The organism is Sporichthya polymorpha DSM 43042 (assembly GCF_000384115.1).
GTDB classification, from domain to species: domain Bacteria; phylum Actinomycetota; class Actinomycetes; order Sporichthyales; family Sporichthyaceae; genus Sporichthya; species Sporichthya polymorpha.
In genome coordinates this window covers 4,687,222-4,711,130 of record NZ_KB913029.1, presented here as the reverse complement: position 1 = coordinate 4,711,130, position 23,909 = coordinate 4,687,222, and the positions used below count along the sequence as shown (strand labels likewise).

Sequence of the window (23,909 nt, the reverse complement as noted above, 5' to 3'; positions counted from 1 at the left end):
TCACTCCATCCAGTTCACGACACGGACTTCCGGGTCGATCGTGGAGAGGAGCCTACGGATCTCCTCCACGTAGTTCGGGTTCAGCACCACGGCGGTGGCGGCGCCGCGCGCGGCATCCGGCCCACTGATCGGGTGACCCGACCCGCCGAGGAAACGGTCCTGCTTCGCCGGATTGACGTCGATGACGCGATCGATCATCGTGCGGTGCGGGTCGACGAGATTGCAGAACGTCAGTCCTTTCGCCCCGGCACCCCAGAGCACCACCGGCCCTCCCTCGCGGAGCCGGGACAGTTGCTCCCGCCACTGGCCCACGCGATCCGGCTCGTCGCCCAGCGATCCGACGGGGTCGCGCGGCAACTGTGGGTCCTCCAGCGGCCACTCTCCCAGGGCGGCGACTGCCTCGGCCCAGAGGTACTGGCCCCCGAAGACGTGGCGGACGTCCGTCACCCGAAACCCGGCGCGGGTCAGTGCCAGACCAAGGCTGTGCGCGGTGAACAACGAACAGTGCTCGTAGAACAGATCCCAGAGGACGCTGTTCCGCAGGATCCAGTCGGCGCAAGGGGTCTCGAAGAACACGGTGGTCCGGTCGCTCACCGCAGCCGAACGGACGGTCGTCATCATCCCGACCGGATCGGCGAGGTGCTCGATCACGTGCCGACAGACGACGACGTCGGCCTCGAGATCGAGCGAGGAGTCGAAGAAGCGCGCGAGAAACCGCGCCCGACCGTCCTCACTCACCGGAGGGCCGAGATACGAGGGGTCGACACCGACCCCCTGCGCGTGACTGGCGGGGTGGTTGAGCAGCCGCCGCAGAAAGTCTCCCTTGCCGCACCCGACCTCGACGACGGTGCCGTCCGTGCGGCCGTGGTGTCGCACGATCCGGTCGACCATCGCATCGAGGTGGTCGACAAAGGCAGTCGAGTGCTGCTGGCTGTTCTCGTACTGAGGGCCGTACTCCATCAGGGCGGGATCGAACGCCGAGTTGAACAGGAAGCCGCAGCGGTCGCAGGCGCGGAAGTCGAGGTCACCGCGCCGTGCGGATCTTGCCGCCTCCAAGGTGGGATAGAGGAGGTTCTGGTGAACCGGGACGGCGAGGCGGCGCACCACGTCGGTGGCCCGGTCGTGCGAGCAGACCGGGCAGATCGACTCATTCGTCGCGGAGCTCATCATGCTTCCTCCACCACTCGACTGCGAGCTCCAACCCGACCGTCAGCGGGATCCGAGGTTGCCAGCCGACCTGATCGACCAGGACAGAGACATCCCCGACGAGTCGTGCCGGGTCATTGGTCGCGGACGGACGCGCGCCAAGGCGGAGCAAGTCCTGTCCGCCGGTCATCTCCGCCAGGTGCCGCACGACCGTCCGAACTTCCACCCCCGTGCCGGAGGCGATGTTGACGGCGCCGCTGAACCGGGATTCCAGGACGGTCATCATCGCGTCGGCCGCGTCGTCGACGTGCAGGAAGTCGCGTATCTGGGTCCCGTCCGTGCAATCGGCGCGGTGGCCGCGCAGCAGTTGGCGGGTCACGTGGGGCACAAGTCGGTCCGGATGCTCCCCGGGTCCGTAGAGGAAGAACAACCGGGCCCAGACGAGCTCGATGCCCAGGCGCTTCGCGGTGGTCGCCGCGGCTGATCCGAGCGCGACCTTGGCGGCACCGTACGGCGTTGCCGGGCGCAGCGGGGTGCTGTCCTCGCGAAGAACACCATCGCCGGTCCAGTCGTACTCCGCGCAAGTGCCGGCGAACACCGCGCGCCGTCCCCCGGCGGCAGCGAAAGTCTCCAGGAGTTCTAGGGACGCCCTGACCCACGCGAGGTTCTCCGGGCTGGTCCAGTAGACGCCGGGTGTGGCGATCCACGCGAGGTGCACAAGGTGGGTCGGTCGGACCTGCTCCATCAGGTCAACGGGTCTTCCGGTAAGCAGATCCCAGGGGTGCAGCATCGCGCCGTCGGGGACGGGCCGACCGGCGCGCGATACGACATGGACCTCGTGGCCGCGCTCGATCGCGGCCCGGATGCAGGCCGATCCGACGAAGCCGGACCCGCCGGTGACGAGCAGCCGACTCACGTCCGCAGCCCCGGTAGGGCCAGGTCGCGCTCGGAGATGACCCGGCGATCACAGGCCGGCCAGGTGATCCCGAGTACGGGGTCGTCCCAGCGGACGCCGCGGGCGAGTTCGGGCACGTAGTACTCGGACATCTCGTAACAGAGCTCGGTGTCGTCGACCAAGGTTTGGAACCCATGCGCGAAGCCCGCGGGGACGTAGGCGGCCACTCCGTTGTGCTCGGTCAGCTCGACCGCTGTCCACTGCCGGTGGGTGGGCGATTCCGGGCGGAGATCGACGATCACGTCGTAGACGGCGCCGCGGGTGCACCGCACCAACTTCGTCTCCGGGCGCGGATCGGCCTGGTAGTGGAGCCCGCGCAGCGTTCCTGCCCGGCGGTTGTAGGAGACGTTGCTCTGCACCCAGGACGCCGTCAGGCCGTGAGCGGCGAACTCGTCCACGCACCAGGCGCGCGCAAAGTGCCCGCGGTCGTCGACGTGCCGTTCGGGGGTGACCACGAACGCGCCGGGGAGTTTCGTCTCCTCAATGATCATCAGACGACAACCGGCTCCGGCACCGGGATGATGAAGCGCCCGCCCCGGTGCCGGTACTCGGCCTGCTGGGCGAGGATCTCCTCCGCGAAGTTCCACGTGAGCAGCAGCGTGTAGTCCGGCTGATCCGCCAGGAGCCGCTCCGGTGGTTCGATCAGCAGGTGGGTACCGGGGGTGTAGCGCCCCTGCTTCTGCGTGCTGCGGTCCACGACGAAATCGACCGTCTCGGCACCGATTCCGCAGTAGTTGAGCAGGGTGCTGCCCTTGGCGGAGGCGCCGTACGCGGCGATGCGTCCGCCGCCGTCCTTCAGTTCGGCGAGAAGGGACACGAGCCGGTCGCGGATGCCGGTCACCCGTGCGGCGAAGGCCTGGAAACGTTGGGCCGTCGTGAGGCCGTTTTCCAGCTCCTGCCGGAGCAACGACTGCGCAGCGGCCGACCGTGCGGGTGCCGTCGATTCATGGCCGGCGAAGAGCCGAAGCGTGCCTCCGTGGATCGGGACACGCTCGACGTCCCAGATGAGCAGACCGTGCGTGCGGAAGCAGTGATCGAGTGCCGAGAGGGAGAAGTAGCTGAGGTGCTCGTGGTAGATCGTGTCGAACTCGCAGAAGTCCAACAGATCGCCGACGTACGGGACCTCGATGACGGCGAGGCCGTTCGGCTTGAGCACCGTGTGGATGCCGCTGACGAACCCGTTCAGATCGGGGACGTGAGCGAGCACGTTGTGCGCGTGGAAGACATCGGCGGCGGGGAGTGCCTCGGCGAGCGCATGGTCGAAGAACTCCTCCTGCGTGGGAATCCCTCGCTCACGGGCCACGACGGCGATGTTGCGTGCCGGCTCGATGCCCAGCACGCCGATGCCGGCGGAGGCGTAGTTCCGAAGCAGGTAGCCGTCGTTGCTGGCCGCCTCCACGACGAGCGAGTCGCTGGTCAACTGTCGTTCTCGGACCAGACGGGCCGTCAGATCCGCTGCATGTTTAAGCATCGTGTCGGACCACGACGAGAAGTAGGGGTAGTCCCGGAACAGCGTGTCGGGAGGAACGGTCTCCGTGATCTGAGCCAGGGCACAGGTGGGACAGAAGGCCAGCTCGAGCGGGAACCGCGCCTCCGGCCGTTGAAGGTCGTCGGGTGAGAGCAGGGCATTGGCCAGCGGGGTTTCGCCGAGCGAGAGCACCGGCAACCAGTCGCCGCCGCAGGACCGGCACGCGCTCACAGCGCACCCCGGGAGGCGAAGAGGTCCTCGTACCAGGTGATGGTTCGCCGCAAGCTCTCCTCGAACTCGTAGATCGGCGACCAGCCGAGCTCCTGGCGCGCGCGCGACGCGTCGAGGGACTGCGCGGCGATCTCGTTCGAAGCCTCGCCGCGGACGTCCGGCTGGAGATCAGACCTCATCAGCCGGAGCAGGGTCGCCACGAGGTCGAGCACCGTGTACGACTCCTCGTTGGAGAAGTTGAATGCCCGACCGGCGAGGGCGCGATCCCCAGCCAGTCGCTCCGCGAGCAGCAGGTACGCGGCAGCGCCCTCGTCGACGTAGAAATAGTCGCGGACAGCTTTGCCGTCGGACCGGATGACGGGACGTTGCCCGCGCAACACCGATCGAATGGTCCCGGGAACGATGCGGTTCCAGTTGAGGTCGCCGGGTCCGAAGAAGTTGCCGCATCGCGTGATCGCGACGGGAGATTCGTAGGTCGCGGCGTACGACTGGGCAATCAGGTCGGCGCATGACTTGCTGACGTCGTACGGGTGACGGCCCTGCAAGGGCGTGTCCTCGTCGTACGGCAGTCGGTCGGACGAACCGTAGGCCTTGTCGGAGGAGGCCAGCACAATCTGGCGGACGAGCGGACTGCGCCGGCAGGCCTCCAGCACCACCCAGGTCCCGGCGATGTTGGACTCGAAGGTGGACACCGGATTGCGGTTGGCGACCGGAACAAGCGTCTGCGCGGCGAGGTGGAGCACGGTGTCGATCTCGTACTCACCGAGGATCCGCTCGATCGTCGCCTGATCTCGAATGTCGCCGGCTACGGAGGCCACGTGCTGATCCAGCCCCGAGCGGTGTAGTTCCGCGTTGGGCACGCGGTCGCGCACGAGACACACCACGTCGGCTCCGGCGTCGACGAGGCGGCGTACGACGGCTCCGCCGACCAGGCCGGTGGCGCCGGTGACCAGGGTCGGCCGGTCAGTCCAGAACCTGCTCACCGCTGAACCGTCCACGGCGGACTACCCGCTTCCCACAGCGACTCCAGGTACTGCTTGTCCCGCAGCGTGTCCATGCACTGCCAGAAGCCCTCGTGCCGATACGCAGCCAATTGACCGTCCTTCGCCAATGGCGCCAGCACATCGTGCTCGAAGTTGGTGTGATCACCCTCGATCAGGTCGAGCACCGCGGGCTCGAGCACGAAGAACCCGCCGTTGATCCAGCCTTCGCCGATCTGAGGCTTCTCCGTGAACTCACTGACGAGGTCGCCGTCGAACAGAAGACCGCCGAAGCGAGCGGGCGGGCGGACGGCGGTAACGGTCGCCAGCCGCCCGCACCGACGATGGAACGCGAGCACTTCGTCGAGGTCGACGTCGGAAACACCGTCGCCGTAGGTGAGCAGGAACGGCTCACCCGCGAGGTGCGGAGCGCACCGCCGGATGCGGCCGCCGGTGTTGGTGTCCTGGCCGGTGTCGAGGAGATGGACGAGCCAGCCCTCCGTCGCCCCGTCGTGGCGTTCGACGGTGTGCGCGTCGAGGTCGATCGTCATGCTGCCGCTCAGGCTCATCCGCTCCAGAAACCATCGTTTGACGACCTCACCGCGGTAGCCGAGGGCCACGACGAACTCGTCGTGGCCGAACGCCGCGTAGTGGCGGAGGATGTGCCACAGAATCGGACGTCCGCCGATCTCGACCATCGGCTTCGGGCGCGTCTCGGTCTCCTCGGCGAGCCTCGTTCCCAGCCCGCCCGCCAGAATCACGACCCTCATGCCGGTTTCCGCGCGAACAAGATCACACGCTCCTCGTGACTCTGAGGTTGCGGACCCTCACCCTATCGACCGGCGACGGCCGTGCCGGGGCCGCCGGACGTAGGAGCGCTTCAGCCCGGCGATAATCCTCGCAACCGGAGAGTTGGACGTATGTCCCGACGTGATCGAGAACGGCGAAGGCTTGAGCCGAGAGCGCGCGAAACGCACCGACATTCAGGCGCTTCGCGCACTCGCTGTCGGGCTGGTACTGGCGTTCCACCTGCAGCCGAAGACGCTCACCGGTGGGTACGTCGGGGTCGACGTCTTCTTCGTGATCTCGGGCTTCCTGATCACCAGTCACCTGCTCGCGTCGCCGCCGCGGGGGCTGGGTGATCTCCTCACCTTCTGGTCCCGTCGGATCGCGCGACTGCTGCCGGCCGCACTGTTGGTCCTGGCCGCGACCCTCGCCGGGTCGCGGTTGGTGGCACCGGAGACCCAGTGGCGGGAGACCGCCGATGACGTCTTCGCCGCCGGGTTCTACGTCGTCAACTGGCGCTTCGCCGAGCAGGCGGTCGATTACCTCGCCGCCGACGATCTGCCGTCTCCGGTCCAGCACTACTGGTCGTTGTCGGTCGAGGAGCAGTTCTACGCCGGCTGGCCGGTGCTCATCCTCGTGCTCTTCGCCCTCGGCGGTCGGGTCGGCCGCGGCGGGCCCGGAGGCGTCGTCGTGCTGGGGGGCCTGGTCCTGACGACCTTGCTCTCCCTCGCCTGGTCGGTGCACTTCACGGGCGAGGACCCGGCGCGGGGCTACTTCGTGACCCCGACGCGGATCTGGGAGCTGGGCGTCGGCGGCATCCTGGCGGCGGTGCTCCTGGTGCGCGGCTCTTCCGAGCCGTCCGGTTCGCCGGGGCCGGTCGCAGTCCGTCGCGACGTGATCGCGGCGGTGGGCCTGGCGGCGATCGCCTGGTCCGCCTGGAGCTACTCGGCGCAGACGCCGTTCCCTGGGCACCACGCGCTGGTGCCGGTCCTCGGCACGGCGGCGGTGATTGCAGCCGCGCCGCGCGCCGGTCTCGGTCGTGTCCTGGCCGTGCGCCCGGTGCAGTACATCGGCGACATCTCCTACTCGATCTACCTCTGGCACTGGCCGCTCATCGTGCTCGTGCCGGCTGCGACCGGGCACGACCTCAACGCGGGGGAGAAGCTCGGCGTGCTGGTGGCGACGCTGGTCCTGGCGGCGGTGACCAAGCACTGGGTGGAGGACCCGTTCATGCGCCCCCGGACGCGGCGACCCGTCGCCCTCCGGTTCGGCGCCGCGGCCACCGGCATGGCGGTGCTGGCCGGTCTGACCGTCCTGCAGAACGTGGAGGTCCGCGACCGGGAGGCCGACGCTCGACGGCAATTGGTCGCAGCCGCGTCCAACCGCTGTTTCGGTGCGGCCGCGCTCGCCAAGCCGTCGTGCGCCAAGGGCATGGGCGAGGTGACGCCCGAGGCCTCCGCGTTTGCGGCGACCGACAAGTCCCAGGCCTACCCCGACGTCCCCGACGGGCAGGACTGCTTCTCCTACCTCCCCGACTACCCCTCGGTCCGGTGCGAGTTCGGTCCGGCCGAGGCCAAGACACGGATCGCCCTTGTCGGCAACTCCCACGCCGGGCACTGGTTGCCCGCGCTCCAGGAGTTGGCGGATCGGCGCCGGTGGAAGATCACCACCTTCCTCTCGTCCCAGTGCGCCCTGTCTCCGGTGAACCAGGAGTTCGCAACACCGGAGCAGTCGGACGCCTGCGTCGAGTGGGTGCGCCGCACCACGGCGGAGGTCGCGGCGGGCCGCTTCGCCACCGTCGTCCTGTCGAACCGGTTGTCGGTGCCGGTGGCAGGTATGGCGCTGCCGGACAGCCTGCCCCTCTACGAGCGCGGCTACCGGACCGTGCTGGAGACGTGGAAGCGGGCACGAGTGCGCGTCCTCGTCATCCGCGACACCCCCACTCCCGGCATCGCCGACCTGAACTCGGTGCCCGACTGCCTGGCGGGGAAGGCCCCGGAGGAGTGCTCGGGGCCCCGGCAGAGTTGGCTTCCGCAGGACCCGGCCGTGACGGCCGTGCGTGCCGTCAAGGACCGGCGGATCCGCACGGTCGACCTGACCGACCGGATCTGCGGCCCCCGGGTCTGCAACCCGGTGGTCGGCGGCGTGGTCGTGTACTTCGACGGGTCGCACCTGAGCGCGACCTACGCCCGCACGTTGGCGCCCTACCTGGAGCCCGCGCTCCGGGCGCTCCTCCGGCTCTGACCGGTCGGGTCGCCGATGCCGTCGCTCGCCGCGCTCGGGACGCCGGCGGCCAGCAGCGCCCGCTCGAGGTCCTTGCTCAGCGCGCGGACGAAGGTGGCGGTCAGATGGGAGCCCTCCCGGTAGACGAGAAGACCGTGCAGGACGGGGGAGCACCGAGCGCCTGGACAGATCGCGTCGACGAGATCGACCCAGGCCACGGCCGGCTGCGTACGCCGTCCGGTTCGGAGGTCGACCCGGGCGGGTCCACCCGCACGGATCACGGCGGCTCGCTGGACCGGTGCCGCGCTGAAGTCGATTCCCTGCTCACGGTCGAAGGCGCACGGGGACACGGTGGGACGCTGCTCGGCGACGCACTTCCAGACGGTCAGCTCCCGCGGCGGGGACGGGTTGTCAGCCATAACCACGACCGGGACGCCACTGTCGCGCAGTCGCGACCAGGTCGCCACGAGCGCATCCCGAACGGCGCGCCGCTGCTCGTCGAGCGGGCCCACCCCGCTGGCCGAGTGCCGGTGGGTGGTGAGGACGAGGTCGGGCCGGTCGGGTCCGGTCAGCCGGTTCAGGACCTTCCGTACCCACTGGCGGCACGACGTGTACGGGTTGCCGCTGAGCGTGGTGAGCAGGTCGGCCGGCACGCAGTTCGACTTCGTGTAGGTGACGATGCGCCAGCCATGACGCGGGGCGAGCCGCTCGAGAGCGGGCAGCCACTGAGCCATCTTGGAGTCGCCGAAGACGGCGATCGTGGTTCTTGCCGCACCGGGCCCGTACCGGCATGAGGTCACGTGCGCGGACTGCATGTTCTGCTGGCAGCCCTTGTCGTACATGGCCGGCAGGTCCTGGTTCGCCCGGACGGGCTCGGGCGTGATGGCCGAGGTACTCGGCGTGGCGACGGTGAGGGCCAGCCCCAGCGTCGCCGCGGCCACCCCGATCCCGCTCCAGGACATGTCGAATCCTCCCGAGGCACCCAGGTCCCGGATCCCTGCCCACCTCGGCCTCAGTCATGCCCCGCTGCCCTTGGGTCAGCGTCGCTGCTACCGGGAGATCTGCCGCCAGACGGACCGGCCGGCCGTCGAGACGGTGCGGACCTTCGCCTCGACGACGTCCTTCACGCGGAGCTTCGGTGCGTCCGTGCGCCGCTTGACCCAGTGCGGGTCGGACGCCTTCCGGAACTGGACGACGTACGCGTCGGCGTCGGGGGAGGCCTTCCAGCGGACCGCGGTGCGGGTGATGGTGCCCCGACCCGGGGGGCTGGGCACGCCCGGCACAGTGACACGGGTCGGCTCGCCCCACGGCCCGGCCATCGAGACCCGGTTGAGCCGGATGCTGATGTCGTAGGAGACCCCGCGCTTCAGGGTGAACGTCGCGACGCCGGAGCGATACTCGGTCGCCGGGGCGAGGACGGTACCGCCGACCTGGCGGACCCGCACGTGCGCGCCGGTGACGGCCTGGGACGACCAGCGGACGGTCACCGTGCGGCCGGCCACGGCCACCGCGGGACGTTGGGCGTACGGCCAGGGGACGGTGCGGGCGCCGCCGGTCGGCGCGCCGGGGAGAACGCCGGCCCGGTGCAAAGCCTCACCGATCCGCTGAGCGATGAACGTCTCGCCGGTGGGCGTCGGGTGGATCCCGTCGGTGGTGTTCGGCGCGGCCGGCGACCACCCCTGATCCGTGGTGGCAACGGTGACCGGGGAGAAGACGGTCGAGAGTTCGCGAGCGATCTGCGGCAGCCGCAGGTTGTACTCCGCGGCCGGCAGGTTGATGTCCCGACGGCTCTTCGACGGGTTCGCCGCGAGCACCGGCGAGAGCACGATGCGGATGTCGTAGCGGCCGGCCCGGGCCTCCCGGACCCAGGACCGGAGCGACTCCTCCAGCTCGTCCACGGACTGGCCGCGAAGCAGGTCGTTCACCCCCGCGGCCAGGACGATGACGTCCGGGCGTTGCTTCGCCACCTCGGCTCGGATCTCTCCGACCATCTGCCGCAGTTGCCACCCGGCGCGGGCGAAGTGGTCGCGGTCGAAGTTGGGGTCCGCGTACTTCGACTGCGGGAAGCCGGGGTCCTGGTACGGCGTCGACTCGGACCCGACGAAGTCGAACGGCACCCCCTGGCGGCGGAACTCCTCGGCCAGTCGGTAACGCCACGTGTAGTCGCCGTGCCGTCCGTGGGTGATCGAGTCACCCGTCAGCAGCAGGCGAACACCGGACCCCGCGCGGGCCGAGTCGGCCGTGATCGTGGGGGCGACAGAAAGGGTGGCGAACACGCACGAGGCGGCAAGCGCGCTGAGGCCGATCCGGGACACGACCAGACGGTAAGTGGTTCCCGGAATCCATGATCATCAAACGGGTGAACGCGCGTCTGTGAGTTCTCTCAGCGATCACCAGCCCCGGGATCGCCACTCCGCGAGGGCGGGGCGTTCGTGGCCGAGGGTGGTGTCGGAGCCGTGGCCGGGGTAGACCCAGGTCTCGTCGGGGAGGCGGGCGAAGAGCTTGGACTCGACGTCGTCGATCAGCCTCGCGAAGTTGTCCTTGTCGCCGAACGTGTTGCCGACGCCGCCGGGGAAGAGGCAGTCCCCCGTGAACAGGTGCGGATGACCTGACGGGTCGTCATACAGCAGGGCGATGCTCCCCGGGGTGTGACCGACGAGATGGATCACCGAGAGGTTCACGTCTCCGACGGCGATGATGTCCCCGTCGGAGACCGGGTCGTCGGTCGCGACCGGGATGCCCTCGGCGTCGAGTTCATGAGCAGTGGTGCGGGCCCCGGTCGCCGCCTGAACCTCACCCAGCGCCTGCCAGTGGTCGTAGTGCTGGTGGGTGGTGACGATGCGACCGAGGGACCCGCCGACCATCCCGAGGATCGTGCTCGCGTCGTTCGCGGCGTCGATCAGCAGTTGCTCGCCGGTGCGCCGGCACCGGAGCAGGTAGGTGTTGTTGTCCATCGGCCCGACCGAGGCCTTGCTGATGACCAGCCCGGCCAGTTCCCGGACGTCCGGGGCCCCGCCGTGCGTGACCTTCCCGGTGTAGGTGCGCATCGAACCTCCCGTCGATCGTGGGCGCCATCCTCACACGAGCGGTTCGTCCCGGGTCAGCCGAGCAGAACGAACCCGCACCGCGGCCCGGCGGCGCTCGCCAGTTTGCGGTCGCAGGTGAGCAACTCACACCCGAGGCTTTCCGCGAGCGCCACGTACGCGGCGTCGTAGACCGTGAGGGTGTGCCGCAACTCCCAGGCGCGGTGGACGAACGGCCCGAGCGGCATCCGCCGCACCGGGAGACCCGCCAGGTGACGCAGGGCCGCGGGAACCGCTCGTTCGAGCGGCGGCCGCGCGGCAGGCCCCGCAGCGCGGAGACCACCTCGACATCCAGGTGGGCGGGAGCGACCCTCACGACGCCTCGCGGACCTCCCGGACGGCGGCTGCGGCGTCCTCCACGCTCACGCCGCTGTCGCGTGGCGGCTCGTAGGAAGCCAGGTAATCGCCGATCCGCGTTGCCCGCGCCACCGTCCGGCCCTCTACCGGAGCACCTGCCGGCGCCTTTACGGTGCGGCGATGCGGACATTTCGGGACCTTCCGGGCGCCACGGCGCTCGCGCTCGCGGCCGTGCTCACCGCCCCGGTGGCGGTCGTGGCCCTCCCGGCCACGGCGGTCGCCCGGAGCGCCGAGGTCGCCCCGGCCACCAACCTGCAGGCCGAGGCGTTCGTCGACGAGGTCACCCTGACCTGGCAGGACCCGGCCGTGCCCGGTCTGGCCACGGTCGTTCGTGGCAAGCCGGGGAAGGTCCCGCCGAGCAGCCCGACCGATGGTTTCGCGCTGACGGTCGGGTCCGGGAGCACGACCGCGACCGCCTACGGCCTGGAGTCGGACACGCCCTACTCGTTCGCCGTCTTCGCCCGGGACCTGGCGGGGGAGTACGCCGCCCCGGCCACGATCACCGTCAGCAGCCTCACGGTCTCGATCTCAGCGCCGGCGAAGGTCGTCCGTCCCAACTACGCGACGATCAGCGGCAAGGTCACGGACGCGATCACCGGGGCGCCGGTCGGGTTCACGCCCGTCCACCTGTTCGCGGTGCCGACCACCACCGAGGACCTCATCCCGATCGGGACGGCCAACACGCACCCGGACGGCCGGTACTCGTTCCAGCTCGTCCCACCGGAGCACGCCCTGTTCGTCGCGTTGGCCGTGGGCGACGCGCAGCACCTCTCCGGTGGTGCGGTCAGCAGCCTGATGAAGGTCGTCGCCTCGGTGGCGTTGCGGACGCTGAACCGGATGCAGCCGCTCGGCGCGTACTTCAGCTTCCAGGCGAAGGTCGACCCGGTGTCCACCAAGGTGCCCGTCGTGCTGCAGCAGCGGGTCGGCAAGACGTGGAAGACGGTGCAGAAGGCCAAGCCGAACAGGCGCGGCGTGGTCAATTTCAAGATCAAGCCCACGAAGCGCGGCAAGGTCGTCTTCCGGGCGAAGCGCGGGGCTGTGCCGGGCGCGGCGGCGGGCACGAGCAAGAACGCCACCATCACCGTCCGCTGACGCGGCAGGGTCGCCGTTCCGAGCGTTGACCTGCCCGAACGGCGATTGTCGGACCCCGCACCTACCATGGCCGCGGGTCCGGTCCAGGGCCCGAGCGGGGACTGCGAAGGGCACAGAGTGGCGGAACGTCTGATCGTCCGAGGGGCGCGGGAGCACAACCTCAAGGACGTCTCCCTCGACCTGCCCCGCGACAGCCTCATCGTCTTCACGGGCCTGTCCGGCTCGGGCAAGTCCAGCCTCGCGTTCGACACGATCTTCGCCGAGGGCCAGCGCCGCTACGTGGAGTCCCTGTCCGCGTACGCCCGGCAGTTCCTCGGGCAGATGGACAAGCCCGACGTCGACTTCATCGAGGGCCTGAGCCCGGCGGTCTCGATCGACCAGAAGTCGACCTCCCGCAACCCCCGGTCGACGGTCGGGACGATCACCGAGGTCTACGACTACCTCCGCCTGCTCTACGCCCGCGCCGGCCGCCCCCATTGCCCGCAGTGCGGCCGGCCGATCGCCCGGCAGACCCCGCAGCAGATCGTCGACCGGGTGCTCGAGCTCGAGGAGGGGTCGAAGTTCCAGGTCCTCGCCCCGGTGATCCGCGAGCGCAAGGGGGAGTACACCGAGCTGTTCCGCGAGCTCGTCTCCAAGGGCTTCTCCCGCGCCCGCATCGACGGCGTCGTGTACCCGCTCACCGAGCCGCCGAAGCTGAAGAAGCAGGAGAAGCACACCATCGAGGTGGTCGTCGACCGTCTCGCGGTGAAGGCCTCCGCCAAGCGGCGCCTGACCGACTCGATCGAGACCGCGCTCGGCCTCTCGAGCGGTCTCGTCACGCTCGACTTCGTCGACCTCCCGGAGGACGACCCCCACCGCGAGCGCGTCTTCTCCGAGCACCTCGCCTGCCTCTACGACGACCTCGACTTCGAGGAGCTCGAGCCGCGCTCGTTCTCCTTCAACTCCCCGTTCGGCGCCTGCACCGAGTGCACCGGTCTCGGCACCCGCATGGAGGTCGACCCCGAGCTGGTCGTCCCCGACCCGTCGCTCTCGCTGGAGGAGGGCGCGGTCCAGCCCTGGGCCAGCGGACACTTCTCCGAGTACTTCGGCCGGCTGATCGTGGCGCTCGGCGACGAGCTCGGCTTCAAGACGACGACGCCGTGGGAGAAGCTCCCGGCCAAGGCAAAGCAGGCGATCCTCCACGGGCACGACCACCAGGTGCACGTGAAGTACAAGAACCGCTACGGCCGCACACGCTCGTACTACACGGGCTTCGAGGGCGTGATCCCGTGGATCAGTCGCCGGCACGCCGAGGCCGAGAGCGACGCCAGCCGCGACCGTTACGCCGGCTTCATGCGCGAGGTCCCCTGCCCCGCCTGCCACGGCGCCCGGCTCAAGCCGGTCTCCCTGGCCGTCACGCTCGGCGACAAATCGATCGCCGAGGTCGCCTCGATGTCGATCGGCGACTGCGCGGTGTTCCTGCGCGAGCTGACGCTGTCGGCCCGCGAGGCGCAGATCGCGGAGCGCGTGCTCAAGGAGGTCAACGCCCGTCTCGGCTTCCTCCTCGACGTCGGCCTGGACTACCTCTCGCTCGACCGCGCGGCCGCGACGCTGGCCGGCGGCGAGGCGCAGCGCATCCGGCTCGCGACGCAGATCGGTTCCGGCCTCGTCGGGGTGCTCTACGTCCTCGACGAGCCGAGCATCGGTCTGCACCAGCGCGACAACCACCGGCTGATCGAGACGCTGGTCCGCCTGCGCGGGCTCGGCAACACCTTGATCGTCGTCGAGCACGACGAGGACACCATCCGGACCGCGGACTGGATCGTCGACATCGGCCCGGGCGCCGGCGAGCACGGGGGACAGGTCGTCTTCTCCGGCCCGTACCCGGAGCTGCTGAAGGTCGAGGACTCCCTGACCGCCGCCTACCTCTCGGGCCGCCGCGAGATCGCGGTGCCCAAGATCCGGCGCAAGCCCCAGAAGGACCGCAAACTCGTCGTGCGCGGGGCCCGCGAGAACAACCTTCAGGACGTCACCGTCGAGTTCCCGCTCGGCTGCTTCGTCGCCGTCACCGGCGTTTCCGGGTCCGGGAAGTCCAGCCTCGTCAACGACATCCTCTACAACGCGCTCGCGAAGCACCTGTACCACGCACGCGAGGTCCCGGGCCGGCACACGCGCATCGACGGGCTCGACCAGATCGACAAGGCGATCCACGTCGACCAGTCGCCGATCGGCCGCACGCCGCGGTCCAACCCGGCCACCTACACCGGCGTCTTCGACAACATCCGCAAGCTCTTCGCCGAGACGCAGGAGGCGAAGGTCCGCGGGTACCAGCCGGGCCGGTTCTCCTTCAACGTCAAGGGCGGGCGCTGCGAGGCGTGCGCCGGTGACGGCACGATCAAGATCGAGATGAACTTCCTCCCGGACGTCTACGTCCCGTGCGAGGTCTGCCACGGCGCGCGCTACAACCGCGAGACGCTCGAGGTGCACTACAAGGGCAAGACGATCGCCGAGGTCCTCGACATGCCGATCGAGGAGGCCGCGGAGTTCTTCGCCGCCATCCCCGCGATCGCCCGGCACCTGAACACCCTGGTGCAGGTCGGCCTCGGGTACGTCCGGCTCGGCCAGCCCGCGCCCACGCTCTCCGGCGGCGAGGCCCAGCGCGTCAAGCTCGCGTCCGAGCTTCAGAAGCGCTCCACGGGCCGGACGATCTACGTCCTCGACGAGCCCACGACCGGGCTGCACTTCGAGGACGTCCGCAAGCTCCTCGGGGTGCTCACAAGCCTCGTCGAGAAGGGCAACTCGGTGGTCGTGATCGAGCACAACCTCGACGTGGTGAAGACCGCGGACTGGGTGATCGACATGGGTCCCGAGGGCGGCTCCGGGGGCGGCACGGTCGTGGTGACCGGCACCCCCGAGGACGTGGCGGCATGTGCGGAGAGTCACACCGGCCGCTTTTTGGCGCCGCTCATCGGCGTTTCCGGCCACTCGGCGCAATCCAGGAACCGCACGGCGACGAAGCAGATTACGAAAAGGACAAAGGCAGCAGCTCGAGGCAGAACGGCAACCAGCCGCGGGTAGCCTTTCGAACGCCCTGTCAGGTTCTTCACATTTGTCCCGCCAAACTCGGAGGTTCTCCATGTCTGCTGCGGAAACGCCCAACGTCCCGGAGGGTGCGGAAGAAGCCGTTCCCGGCCGGCGCGTCGTGCTCCGCGGGATCTCGGCACTGGGTCTGGCCGCGTTCGCGGCTCCGCTCGCGGCCTGCGGCGGGGACGACGACGACCCGACCGCGGCCGAGGCGACCCCCGAGGCGACCCCCGAGGTGACCCCCGAGGCCACCACCAGTGCGAAGCCGAGCAAGACGGCCAAGCCGTCCAAGAGCCCCTCGGCCGAGCCCACGGCGACCACCGACGCGACCAAGAGCGCCAAGCCCGAGGCGACGCCCAAGCCCGAGAAGACGCCGAAGCCGGACAAGGCGCCGAAGCTCGTGAAGGCCAGCGACACCCCGCTCGCGGCCACCTCGGACATCCCGGTCAACGGCGGTGCGCTCTTCGAGGCCGACGAGTACGTCATCACCCAGCCGAAGGCCGGTCAGTTCATCGGCTTCGACTCCCTCTGCACCCACGAGGGTTGCCCGGTCGACGTGTTCGACACCCCGGGCAAGATGAGCTGCTCGTGCCACAGCTCGGACTTCACGCTCGACACCGGCAAGCCGACCGCGGGCCCGGCGCGCAAGCCGATCCCGAAGAAGCCGATCATCGTCGAGGGTGGTCAGATCTACAAGGCGAAGGAAGCCTGAGCTTCCGGCTCCCCACGACCCGATGAGGACCCCCCGGCGCAGAGCCGGGGGGTCCTCATGTTTTTCCGGTCCGAGCAGGGGCAATTGGCCGATCCGCGATTAGGCTCCCGCTGTGGTTCCCCGACGAGTAGTCCTCCGCGGCGCGTTCGCCGTCGGACTCCTCGGCGCGACCGGGACCCTGACCGGCTGCGGGGACGACGCCCCGAGCGCCGGCGGCGCCGCCCCGGCCACCGACCTGACCTCCACCGACGCGACGCGGACCGGACGTCCCACCGCCCGGCCGACGTCCAAGTCGGACGTCTACCAGCGCAGCCCGGAGCCGCGCCCGGCACGCAGCACCGAGCCGTCGGCCGTGACGGACCCGGCGACGGAGCCCGCCGCGACGACGGACCCCACGGCGGACCCCACGGCGGAGCCCACCGCCGGCAGCCGCGGTGACGACCTCGCCACGGCGCGCAACGAGCCGACGCCGGAGCCGACCCCGAGCCCGTCACCGACGCCGGAGCCGCTCCCGCCGGGGGCGGTCGCCCGGACCTCGGACATCCCCGTCGGCGGCGGGAAGACCTTCCCGGAGAAGAAGCTCGTCGTCACCCAGCCGACGCCGGGCCAGTTCCGGGCGTTCGACGCACGGTGCACGCACCTCGGCTGCCTGGTCGACAAGGTCGAGCACGGGCAGATCGTCTGCCCCTGTCACGGCAGCCGGTTCTCGATCGACGACGGGCAGCCCGAGGAGGGCCCCGCCCTGCTCCCGCTGGCCGCCAAGCCGGTCGCGGTCGACGACGCCGGGAACATCCGCAGCGAGTGACGAGGGCAACGCGGACCAGTAACACAGCGTTCAACCGCGGATGATGTGCTCTCCCCGTGACACAGCCCGCGATCGACCACCCGCAAACTCCCGCCCGCCGCACCCTCGTCCGGGGCGCTCTCGCCCTCGGCCTGACCGCTGCCGGCGGCGCTTCCGTGGTTGCCTGCGGCGGCGGGGACTCCACCTCGGACGCCGCCGGAGCGCCCGGTCCGCAGGGCGGGCCTGGCCCGCAGGCGACGCCGGCACCCGGGACCTCGCTCGGCCCCACGACGAAGGTCCCCGTCGGTGGCGGCCTGATCTTCGGCGGCCGCGCGAACGTCGTCGTCACCCAGCCCACCGAGGGCGTGTTCAAAGCGTTCAGCACGATCTGCACGCACTCGGGGTGCCCGGTCACCAAGGTGCACCGCGGCGTGATCGAGTGCCCGTGCCACGGCAGCCGCTTCTCGATCGAGGACGGTTCCGTCGAACGCGGGCCGGCGCAGCTCCCGCTGCCGCCGGTCGGGATCACCACCGAGGGCGGGACGATCACGGTCGCCTGACCGATCGCCCGACCCGATCGCCCGACCAGAGGCCCGCCACGGTCGTCGGAGGGATTGCATACCCTCAGGCCCGTGGCGGACCCAGCGACCTACCGACCCCGGCCCGGGTCCATTCCGGACTCGCCGGGCGTCTACCGGTTCTCGGACGTCCACGGACGGGTCATCTACGTCGGCAAGGCGAAGAGCCTCCGCGCGCGGCTGAACTCGTACTTCCAGGACATCGCGGCGCTGCACGTCCGCACGCAGACCATGGTCCAGACCGCCGCCAAGGTCGACTGGACGGTGGTCGGCACCGAGGTCGAGGCGCTCCAACTGGAGTACTCCTGGATCAAGGAGTTCGACCCGCGCTTCAACGTCCGCTACCGGGACGACAAGTCGTACCCGAGCCTTGCGGTCACCCTCAACGAGGAGTTCCCGCGCCTGCAGGTCATGCGCGGCCCGAAGAAGCGCGGCGTCCGGTATTTCGGCCCGTACGCGCACGCCTGGGCGATCCGGGAGACCCTCGACCTGCTGCTGCGCGTCTTCCCGGCGCGCACGTGCTCGGCCGGGGTCTTCAAGCGGGCCGGCCAGGTCGGCCGGCCGTGCCTCCTCGGCTACATCGGCAAGTGCTCGGCGCCCTGCGTCGGCCGGGTCTCGCCCGCAGAGCACCGGCGCATCGTCGAGGATTTCTGCGACTTCATGGCCGGCCAGACCGCGACCTACCTACGGCGCCTGGAGAAGGAGATGCAGGCCGCCGCCGCCGTGCAGGAGTACGAGCGGGCGGCCCGGCTCCGCGACGACATCGGGGCGCTCAAGCGCGCGATGGAGAAGAACGCCGTCGTCCTCGGCGACGGCACCGACGCCGATGTCATCGCCCTGGCCGAGGACCAGCTCGAGGCGGCGGTGCAGGTCTTCCACGTCCGCGGCGGACGGGTGCGCGGCCAGCGCGGGTTCGTCGTCGACAAGGTCGAGGACGTGACGACCGGCGATCTCGTGGAGCACTTCCTCCAGCAGCTCTACGGCGACGACACTGACCCGGCGTCAGCTGAGGGCGCGGGTGACGGGGAAGCCGTGCCGCGCGAGGTGCTGGTTCCCGAGCTTCCCGCCGACGCCGCCGCGGTCACGGAGTGGCTCAGCTCGAAGCGTGGGGCCAGGGTCGACCTGCGTGTGCCCCAGCGCGGCGACAAGCGGGCGCTGATGGAGACGGTCGCGCGCAACGCGACGCAGAGCCTGGCGCTGCACAAGACCAAGCGCGCCAGCGATCTGACGACCCGTTCGCTCGCCCTGCAGGAGATCCAGAACGCCCTCGAACTCGACGAGGCGCCGCTGCGGATCGAGTGTTTCGACGTCTCGAACCTGCAGGGCACCGAGGTCGTCGCCTCGATGGTCGTGTTCGAGGACGGCCTGGCCCGCAAGAGCGAGTACCGGACCTTCAACATCAAGGGCGTCGAGGGCCAGAACGACGTCGCGGCGATCGCCGAGGTCATCACCCGCCGGTTCCGGCGCCACCTCGACGACCGCGTCGCCGCGGCCGAGGACCGGCACAGCGGGCCGATCGATCCCGACACCGGCAAGCCCCGGCGCTTCGCCTACCGGCCGAACCTCGTCGTCGTCGACGGCGGTCCGCCGCAGGTCGCCGCGGCCGCCGAGGCGCTCGAGGCGCTGCACATCTACGACATCGAGATCTGCGGGCTGGCCAAGCGGTTGGAGGAGGTCTGGCTGCCCGGGCAGGCCGACCCGGTGATCCTGCCGCGGACCAGTGAGGGGCTCTACCTGCTCCAGCGCGTCCGCGACGAGGCACACCGGTTCGCGATCACCCACCACCGCAAGCGCCGCTCCAAGTCGATGATCGACAGCACGCTCGACGCGATCCCCGGCCTCGGGGACGTGCGGCGCAAGGCGTTGATGAAGCACTTCGGGTCGGTCCGCAAGCTCCGGGCCGCCACCGCCGAGGAGATCGCCGCCGTCCCCGGCTTCGGCCCGCGGACGGCCCAGGCGGTCGTCGACGCGCTCGCCGCGACCGGCGGGGCGCCGGCCGTGAACATGGCGACGGGCGAGATCATCGAGGAGACTTCGTCCGGGCCGGGGTCGGCCCCGGCCACGGCAGGCGGAGGGCAGGGGTGACGGTGACGGAACCGGGGGAGCCGGTGCTCGACATCTCGCTGGTGATCATCACCGGGATGTCGGGTGCAGGCCGCAGCACGGCGGCCAACGCGATGGAGGATGCGGGCTGGTTCGTCGTCGACAACCTGCCGCCCGAGTTGCTGCCGATGCTCGTCGAGCTCGGCCGCCGCAGCCAGGGCAGCGTGCCGCGCATCGCGGCGGTCGTCGACGTCCGGGGCCGAGCGTTCTTCGACTCGCTCCGCGGCGCCCTCGCCGAGCTCGACGGGCGCGGCGTCGTGCCGCGAATCATGTTCCTCGAGGCCTCCGACGAGGCGCTCGTCCGCCGGTTCGAGAACGTCCGCCGCCCCCACCCGCTGCAGGGTGACGCCCGGATCGTCGACGGCATCGCGGAGGAGCGGGAGCTCCTGCGCGACCTCCGGGGCCGCGCCGACCTCGTCATCGACACCTCGGACAAGAACGTCCACGAGCTCCGCGCCGAGGTCGACCGCGCCTTCGGCTCCGCCGCCGACGAGTCCGTCACGATGACCGTCGTCTCGTTCGGCTACAAGTACGGCCTGCCGGTCGACGCCGACCTCGTCGTCGACTGCCGCTTCCTTCCCAACCCGCACTGGGTGCCCGAGCTGCGCCCCTTCACCGGGACCGACCCCGAGGTCAGCGCCTACGTGCTGACCCGGCCGGGCGCGGCCGAGTTCCTCGACGGGTACACCGACCTGCTGAAGGTGGTGACCGCGGGGTACCGGACCGAGCGCAAGCGCTACGTCACCCTGGCCGTCGGCTGCACCGGCGGGAAGCACCGCAGCGTCGCCATCGCCGAGGAGCTCGGCTCCCGCCTCCGCAAGGCCGGCGTCCAGGTGCGGGTGGTGCACCGCGACATGGGGCGCGAATGATCGGGCGGCCGGCATGAGGAGCGCGCACGTCGTGGCGCTCGGAGGAGGGCACGGCCTGGCCGCCTCGCTGTCGGCGCTGCGGACCGTCACCGAGGAACTCACGGCGATCGTCACCGTCGCCGACGACGGCGGCTCCAGCGGCCGCCTGCGCCGCGAGCTCGGCGTCCTGCCCCCGGGCGACCTGCGGATGGCCCTCGCGGCGCTGTGCGGGGACGACGAGTGGGGCGCGACCTGGAGCAAGGTCGTCCAGCACCGTTTCGCCGCCGAGGGCGACCTGCACAACCACGCGGTCGGCAACCTGCTCATCGTCGCGCTGTGGGAACTGCTCGGGGACACGGTCACCGGGCTCGACTGGGTCGGCCGACTCCTCGGGGCCCGCGGTCGGGTGCTGCCGATGTCCGCGGTGCCGATGGACATCGAGGCGACGGTCGAGGGGCTCGACCCCGACGACCCCGAGGCCCTCACCCGGGTGCGCGGCCAGGTCGCCGTCGCCACCACCCGCGGCCGGGTCCGCGACATCACGCTCGTCCCCGCCGACCCGCCCGCGTGCGCCGAGGCGGTGGAGGCGGTGAGCACCGCCGACTGGGTCGTCTTCGGGCCGGGCTCGTGGTTCACCAGCGTCCTGCCGCACCTGATGGTGCCCGATCTCGCGCACGCGATCTGCACCACCGGCGCACGTCGGATGCTCACCTTGAACCTCGAGCCGCAGCAGGGCGAGACCACCGGGTTCTCGCCGCAGGACTACCTCGAGGTGCTGCGGTCCCACAGCCCCGACCTGCGGCTCGACGTCGTACTCGCCGACTCCGACGCGGTGACCGACGTCGACGCCCTCCGCAAGGCGGTCGAGGACGCGGGCGCCGAACTGGTCCTCGCATCGGTGGCGCGAGGCGACGGCACTCCCCGTCACGACCCGATGAAGCTCGCAGTCGCGTACACGGACATCTTCACGCGTGGCAGGATCGACACATGGCGATGACGGCAGCGGTCAAGGACGAACTCTCCCGGTTGCAGGTCACCAAGCCCTGCTGCCGCAAGGCCGAGGTCTCCTCGATGCTCCGGTTCGCCGGTGGGCTCCACCTGGTGAGCGGGCGCATCGTCGTCGAGGCAGAGCTCGACACCGGTGCCGCGGCTCGGCGTCTGCGCAAGGACATCGCCGAGGTCTTCGGCCACCCGTCCGAGGTCGCCGTCATGGCGCCGGGCGGGCTGCGTCGCGGCAGCCGCTGGGTCGTCCGCGTCGTCGCCGCGGGGGAGGCGCTGGCCCGCCAGACGGGTCTCGTCGACGGCCGCGGCCGTCCGGTGCGTGGCCTCCCGCCGCAGGTCGTCTCCGCCGCCGCGTGCGACGCCGAGGCCGCCTGGCGCGGGGCCTTCCTCGCCCACGGCTCGCTCACCGAACCCGGCCGTTCCTCGGCTCTCGAGATCACCTGCCCCGGCCCCGAGGCCGCGCTCGCCCTCGTCGGCGCCGCCCGCCGGCTCGGCATCGGCTCCAAGGCCCGTGAGGTCCGCGGGGTCGACCGCGTCGTCGTCCGCGACGGTGACGCCATCGGCGCCCTGCTCACCCGTCTGGGCGCGCACGAGTCCGTCCTCGCCTGGGAGGAGCGGCGGATGCGCCGCGAGGTCCGGGCCACCGCGAACCGCCTCGCCAACTTCGACGACGCCAACCTGCGTCGCTCGGCCCGCGCCGCCGTCGCCGCCGGGGCCCGCGTCGCCCGTGCGCTGGAGATCCTCGGCGACGACGTCCCCGACCACCTCGCCTCCGCCGGCAAGCTCCGCGTCGAGCACAAGCAGGCCAGCCTCGAGGAGCTCGGCGCCCTCTCCGACCCGCCCCTGACCAAGGACGCCATCGCCGGCCGCATCCGTCGCCTGCTCGCCATGGCCGACAAGAAGGCTCAGGAGATGGGCATCCCCGGCACCGAGGCCAACCTCACCCCGGACATGCTCGTCCCGTAAGAAGTCCCGGCTTGTCCACAGGTCCAGTGCACCTCTGGTCCGAGCCGCTCCAGGTTCGTAGCATCCCGGCATGACATCGGGGGAGAACGAGATCCTGGCGCGCTTGACCGCCGTCGAGCACGAAGCCTCCGCCGCACGCCAACTGGCGGCGGCGGCCTACGAGGAGGTCGGTTCGCTCGCCGCCGGCGTGCGGGCCAACACCTCGTTGTTGAACGCCTTGCGCGAGACCCAGATCGAACAGGGCCGACGACTGTCCGGGGTGGAGGGTCGGCTGTCCGGGGTGGAGGGTCGGCTGTCCGGGGTGGAGGGTCGGCTGTCCGGGGTGGAGGGTCGACTCGACATCCTGGAGTCCGAGGTCCGGACCGGATTCGCGACGATGGGTCAGGGAATGGCGACCATCGTGGCGATGCTGGACCGCATCACTCCGGAGAGCTGACCGCGTCTTTCGCGAGATCAGTGCCCGTGGCCCGGGCCGCCGTGATGCCCGGAGCCGGGGACGTGGGTCTGCGGGGTGCGGCGCATCCATTCGGGGGCGCGGGTGCCGCCGTCGACGTCGTCGGTCTCGTGGACGGCGATCAGCATGATGCCCATGACGTCGTTCATGGCCTCGTGGGCGTGATAGAGGCTGGTCAGCAGCAGCTCGTCGCCGGCGTGCAGGGCGCCGAGGGAGTCCCAGCTGCACGTCGACATCCGGGAGATCATCCCCTCCATCGCGCCGGTGCCGTAGCCCGCGCGGGAGGAGCAGATCCGCTGGTCGGTCGTGACGTTGTCGAGCGTCAGGCCGACGCCGCCGGCGTGGACGTGGCCGCCCGCGGCGACGATGCGTCCGGTCAGCGACGACGTCCAGGTCCACGGGGTGGCCGACTTGCCGGCGGGGACCGCGAACTCCGACGTCCCGCAGTTCGCGGCGTCGAGCCACACCGGCGTCACCGGCTTCATGCCGGGCGTCGAGGCCGGGACGTGGTGGACGACGGTCTCGAAGAACACCACCTGCGGGGTGTCCGAGTGGTTCATCATCTCGATGATCCCGGCCCACGGTCCCGGCTGGACGCGAAAGCCGAAGCCGTCGGGCAGGCGGATCGGCGTCCGCTCGTCGCCGGCGGCGAACAGCCGCCGGCCCAGGGCGCCGACGCCGTTGCGGCCACAGGTGACGTCGGTGGCGCCCGGCTCGGTGATGACGACGTGGTGGAGCATCAGGCCCTTGCTCATGTCCGCGCGCTGCCCGTCCGCGGTCACGAAGCGGGGCTCGATCGCGGTGATGAAGCAGTCCTCGCAGGGCTTCGGGATGCTCGGGATCGGCCGGTTCACGTGCGCCTCGCCCATCGGCGCGGGCGGCAGCACGAACGGCCCGACCCGGACCGTGGTTGCAGTCTCGCCCGCGGCCGCGCCGGCGGATGTGTCCGCGGATGTGTCCGCGGATGAGTCCGCCCGGACCGACCCGCTGATCGTCGTTCCTGCCACCGCCAGGGCCCCGGCGAGCACGAGGCCGCCGGCCCGCCACCACCGAGAGGTCCGCATCACACCACGATCCG

22 protein-coding genes are annotated in these 23,909 nt (G+C 70.6%); 11 read left to right on the top strand and 11 right to left on the bottom strand.

The window, feature by feature from the left end; translation table 11 throughout:
- From SPOPO_RS0122950 to rfbF, 6 genes are read right to left on the bottom strand one after another with little or no spacing between them, the layout of a single operon-like run.
- Entirely contained in the window at positions 1 to 1,167 is a 1,167-nt protein-coding gene (locus tag SPOPO_RS0122950) for a class I SAM-dependent methyltransferase (protein WP_019877477.1), read from the bottom strand.
- Positions 1,148 to 2,062 carry an NAD-dependent epimerase/dehydratase family protein gene (locus SPOPO_RS0122945; protein ID WP_019877476.1) on the bottom strand — a complete coding sequence of 305 codons (915 nt, stop codon included), beginning with the start codon at positions 2,060 to 2,062 and terminating at the stop codon, positions 1,148 to 1,150. Before SPOPO_RS0122945 ends, SPOPO_RS0122950 begins: the two co-directional genes overlap by 20 nt.
- Complete coding sequence (rfbC, locus tag SPOPO_RS0122940; protein WP_019877475.1) at positions 2,059 to 2,592, bottom strand: dTDP-4-dehydrorhamnose 3,5-epimerase; 534 nt, start codon at positions 2,590 to 2,592, stop codon at positions 2,059 to 2,061. The genes SPOPO_RS0122945 and rfbC overlap by 4 nt, the downstream gene beginning before the upstream one ends.
- Positions 2,592 to 3,800, bottom strand: a complete 1,209-nt coding sequence (locus SPOPO_RS0122935) for a class I SAM-dependent methyltransferase (protein ID WP_019877474.1) — start codon at positions 3,798 to 3,800, stop codon at positions 2,592 to 2,594. Before SPOPO_RS0122935 ends, rfbC begins: the two co-directional genes overlap by 1 nt.
- Entirely contained in the window at positions 3,797 to 4,783 is a 987-nt protein-coding gene (locus SPOPO_RS0122930) for an NAD-dependent epimerase/dehydratase family protein (protein WP_019877473.1), read from the bottom strand. The genes SPOPO_RS0122935 and SPOPO_RS0122930 overlap by 4 nt, the downstream gene beginning before the upstream one ends.
- On the bottom strand, positions 4,780 to 5,550 hold the full coding sequence (gene rfbF, locus SPOPO_RS0122925; protein ID WP_019877471.1) for a glucose-1-phosphate cytidylyltransferase: 771 nt from the start codon (positions 5,548 to 5,550) through the stop codon (positions 4,780 to 4,782). The genes SPOPO_RS0122930 and rfbF overlap by 4 nt, the downstream gene beginning before the upstream one ends.
- A 181-nt stretch (positions 5,551 to 5,731) precedes the next feature.
- On the opposite strand from rfbF, the gene SPOPO_RS0122920 reads away from it, so the two are divergent.
- Positions 5,732 to 7,810, top strand: a complete 2,079-nt coding sequence (locus tag SPOPO_RS0122920; protein WP_156870159.1) for an acyltransferase family protein — start codon at positions 5,732 to 5,734, stop codon at positions 7,808 to 7,810.
- Here SPOPO_RS0122920 and SPOPO_RS0122915 read toward each other — a convergent pair.
- The 4 genes from SPOPO_RS0122915 to SPOPO_RS0122900 all read right to left on the bottom strand — a co-directional run bounded on the left by SPOPO_RS0122915 (position 7,771) and on the right by SPOPO_RS0122900 (position 11,060).
- On the bottom strand, positions 7,771 to 8,751 hold the full coding sequence (locus tag SPOPO_RS0122915; protein WP_019877469.1) for an SGNH hydrolase domain-containing protein: 981 nt from the start codon (positions 8,749 to 8,751) through the stop codon (positions 7,771 to 7,773). The two genes, SPOPO_RS0122920 and SPOPO_RS0122915, sit on opposite strands and share 40 nt — an antisense overlap.
- An 87-nt stretch (positions 8,752 to 8,838) precedes the next feature.
- Positions 8,839 to 10,104 carry an SGNH/GDSL hydrolase family protein gene (locus SPOPO_RS0122910; protein WP_019877468.1) on the bottom strand — a complete coding sequence of 422 codons (1,266 nt, stop codon included), beginning with the start codon at positions 10,102 to 10,104 and terminating at the stop codon, positions 8,839 to 8,841.
- 75 nt (positions 10,105 to 10,179) lie between these two features.
- On the bottom strand, positions 10,180 to 10,836 hold the full coding sequence (locus SPOPO_RS0122905) for an MBL fold metallo-hydrolase (RefSeq protein ID WP_019877467.1): 657 nt from the start codon (positions 10,834 to 10,836) through the stop codon (positions 10,180 to 10,182).
- Positions 10,837 to 10,889: 53 nt separating this feature from the next.
- Positions 10,890 to 11,060, bottom strand: coding sequence for a type II toxin-antitoxin system VapC family toxin (locus tag SPOPO_RS0122900; RefSeq protein WP_019877466.1), 171 nt, complete (start codon positions 11,058 to 11,060; stop codon positions 10,890 to 10,892).
- Positions 11,061 to 11,349: 289 nt separating this feature from the next.
- Here SPOPO_RS0122900 and SPOPO_RS0122895 point away from each other — a divergent pair, with 289 nt between their 5' ends.
- From SPOPO_RS0122895 to SPOPO_RS0122850, 10 genes are all read left to right on the top strand, one after another.
- On the top strand, positions 11,350 to 12,321 hold the full coding sequence (locus tag SPOPO_RS0122895) for a carboxypeptidase regulatory-like domain-containing protein (RefSeq protein ID WP_019877465.1): 972 nt from the start codon (positions 11,350 to 11,352) through the stop codon (positions 12,319 to 12,321).
- Between the two features lie 117 nt (positions 12,322 to 12,438).
- Positions 12,439 to 15,378, top strand: coding sequence for an excinuclease ABC subunit UvrA (gene uvrA, locus SPOPO_RS0122890; protein WP_019877463.1), 2,940 nt, complete (start codon positions 12,439 to 12,441; stop codon positions 15,376 to 15,378).
- 58 nt (positions 15,379 to 15,436) lie between these two features.
- Complete coding sequence (locus tag SPOPO_RS33210; protein ID WP_084671463.1) at positions 15,437 to 16,096, top strand: Rieske (2Fe-2S) protein; 660 nt, start codon at positions 15,437 to 15,439, stop codon at positions 16,094 to 16,096.
- 112 nt (positions 16,097 to 16,208) lie between these two features.
- On the top strand, positions 16,209 to 16,901 hold the full coding sequence (locus SPOPO_RS33205; RefSeq protein ID WP_019877461.1) for a Rieske 2Fe-2S domain-containing protein: 693 nt from the start codon (positions 16,209 to 16,211) through the stop codon (positions 16,899 to 16,901).
- Between the two features lie 56 nt (positions 16,902 to 16,957).
- Positions 16,958 to 17,440 carry a Rieske 2Fe-2S domain-containing protein gene (locus SPOPO_RS0122875; protein WP_019877460.1) on the top strand — a complete coding sequence of 161 codons (483 nt, stop codon included), beginning with the start codon at positions 16,958 to 16,960 and terminating at the stop codon, positions 17,438 to 17,440.
- Between the two features lie 72 nt (positions 17,441 to 17,512).
- The gene (gene uvrC, locus SPOPO_RS0122870; RefSeq protein ID WP_019877458.1) at positions 17,513 to 19,543 is read left to right on the top strand and encodes an excinuclease ABC subunit UvrC; all 2,031 of its coding nucleotides are present in this window, start codon (positions 17,513 to 17,515) and stop codon (positions 19,541 to 19,543) included.
- A gap of 56 nt (positions 19,544 to 19,599) precedes the next feature.
- Complete coding sequence (gene rapZ, locus SPOPO_RS0122865; protein WP_156870679.1) at positions 19,600 to 20,430, top strand: RNase adapter RapZ; 831 nt, start codon at positions 19,600 to 19,602, stop codon at positions 20,428 to 20,430.
- A gap of 13 nt (positions 20,431 to 20,443) precedes the next feature.
- The gene (locus SPOPO_RS0122860; protein ID WP_033385158.1) at positions 20,444 to 21,406 is read left to right on the top strand and encodes a uridine diphosphate-N-acetylglucosamine-binding protein YvcK; all 963 of its coding nucleotides are present in this window, start codon (positions 20,444 to 20,446) and stop codon (positions 21,404 to 21,406) included.
- A complete protein-coding gene (gene whiA, locus SPOPO_RS0122855) occupies positions 21,397 to 22,377 on the top strand; it encodes a DNA-binding protein WhiA (protein ID WP_019877454.1) in 981 nt (326 codons plus the stop codon). Before SPOPO_RS0122860 ends, whiA begins: the two co-directional genes overlap by 10 nt.
- A 70-nt stretch (positions 22,378 to 22,447) precedes the next feature.
- A complete protein-coding gene (locus tag SPOPO_RS0122850) occupies positions 22,448 to 22,813 on the top strand; it encodes a hypothetical protein (RefSeq protein ID WP_019877453.1) in 366 nt (121 codons plus the stop codon).
- Positions 22,814 to 22,830: 17 nt separating this feature from the next.
- On the opposite strand, the gene SPOPO_RS31205 is transcribed toward SPOPO_RS0122850, so the two are convergent.
- Positions 22,831 to 23,895 (bottom strand): hypothetical protein, encoded by a 1,065-nt coding sequence (locus tag SPOPO_RS31205; protein ID WP_156870157.1) that lies wholly within the window; start codon positions 23,893 to 23,895, stop codon positions 22,831 to 22,833.
- Positions 23,896 to 23,909 lie beyond the last annotated feature (14 nt).